At 63.3% G+C, this 1,449-nt stretch carries 1 protein-coding gene and 2 pseudogenes; all 3 read left to right on the plus strand.

Annotation, left to right across the window (positions count from 1 at the left end; genetic code table 11):
• Positions 1 to 505: pseudogene (locus tag B8446_RS15790) on the plus strand (hypothetical protein); the annotation flags it as partial.
• Positions 498 to 1,139: a gluconate 2-dehydrogenase subunit 3 family protein gene (locus B8446_RS15795; RefSeq protein WP_048851324.1), complete on the plus strand. Its 642-nt coding sequence runs from the start codon at positions 498 to 500 to the stop codon at positions 1,137 to 1,139. The pseudogene B8446_RS15790 and the gene B8446_RS15795, both read left to right, overlap by 8 nt.
• Before the next feature lie 69 nt (positions 1,140 to 1,208).
• Positions 1,209 to 1,449 (plus strand): annotated as a pseudogene (locus tag B8446_RS15800) (hypothetical protein); the annotation flags it as partial.

Raw genomic sequence — 1,449 nt, forward strand, 5'->3', positions numbered from 1 at the left:
GACCCAATGCAAACCCCCATACCCCCAATTTCCAAAAGGGCTCTCAGGAGTGCTCGGCTTCCTGTCGGAGCGCATCCGCGATACGCCGACGGGCAAGGTACCGCGAATCCGGGGATGGCCGGCTGGGCGCATCGTCGGGGCCGGGATCGTCGGCACGGTTGCTGAAGCAGGATTGCTGCATTTTCGCGGCAGCTTCCATGATCCGTTCATGTATCTGCCGGTCAGCATGCCGCCGGTCGCGGCACTTACACTCATGCAGGCTGCCATCGGCCCTGCCCGCAGCGACAGGCGAGCGACACGTCGTTGGCTGCGGGCCACTGCGATCCTCGGAGTGTCCGGCACCGCATTCCATGCGGTCGGGATCGGGCGCGACATGGGCGGCTGGCGCAACTGGCAGCAGAACATCCTCAACGGCCCTCCCCTTCCGGCTCCGCCTTCCTTCACGGGGCTGGCGCTTGCGGGACTGGCCGCCCTTGACCTGCTGGAAGACGGCACCGATGCGTGAGCGTTATCCGGGCTATGACGTTCTGGCCAAACGCCATTCGTTATCGTGGAACGATGCGACACGACGTGTGATCGACGCCCGGATAGGCGTGCCACGCGAGCCGCGTTTCCTCGATCCTGCAGAATGGAAAACCCTCGACGCCATCTGCTCCCGGATTCTTCCCCAGCCTTCAGACAGGCCGCCCGTGCCGCTTGCAGGCTATGTCGACCAGAAGCTGCACGACGACAAACGATCCGGATTCCGCCATGCCTCACTGCCGCCTCAGCGTGAGGCATGGAAACGCGGTCTGGCCGCGTTCGAGGCCGAAGCCCGGGCGGCCCACGGCGAGAGCTTTTTCAGCCTCCCGGCCCTGTTGCAGGATGCACTGCTGCGCGCAGCCAGCGACGGCACACTGTCCAGTCCGGCCTGGAACGGGATGAGCTCGAAACTATTTTTCGAAAATCATGTGATGTCGGACATCATCTCGGCTTATTACGCGCATCCATCGTCGTGGAATGAAATCGGCTTCGGCGGCCCCGCAAGTCCGCGCGGCTATGTTCGCATGCAGGCCGACCGGCGAGATCCATGGGAACCCGTCGAAGCACTTCCCGACACAGAAGCAGCCACGGCACGGAAAAACGCGCGTGTCCGATAATCCGCTGCTGCGTCCACGCGCGACCGGCGGACGGGCACCGACGTCTTCCGAAAGGATGGTTGGGTCCCGATGAAGGAATACTCGCGCGATGACGCTGTGGATTTCGTGGTGGTGGGCACAGGCGCGGGCGGCGGACCGCTGATCGCACGCCTGTCCGAGATGGGGTACTCGGTAATCGGGTTTGATGGGGGCGCCTATTTCCGACCGCTGGAGGATTTCGCATCTGACGAGGCCAGCCAGAGCCAGTTGTTCTGGACCGACGAGCGTCTAGAGCCGTTCCACGTTAATCCGGTTCATATCCTGCTGCTTT

The sequence above is a fragment of the Tanticharoenia sakaeratensis NBRC 103193 genome (assembly GCF_000963885.1).
Taxonomy (GTDB): Bacteria; Pseudomonadota; Alphaproteobacteria; order Acetobacterales; family Acetobacteraceae; genus Tanticharoenia; species Tanticharoenia sakaeratensis.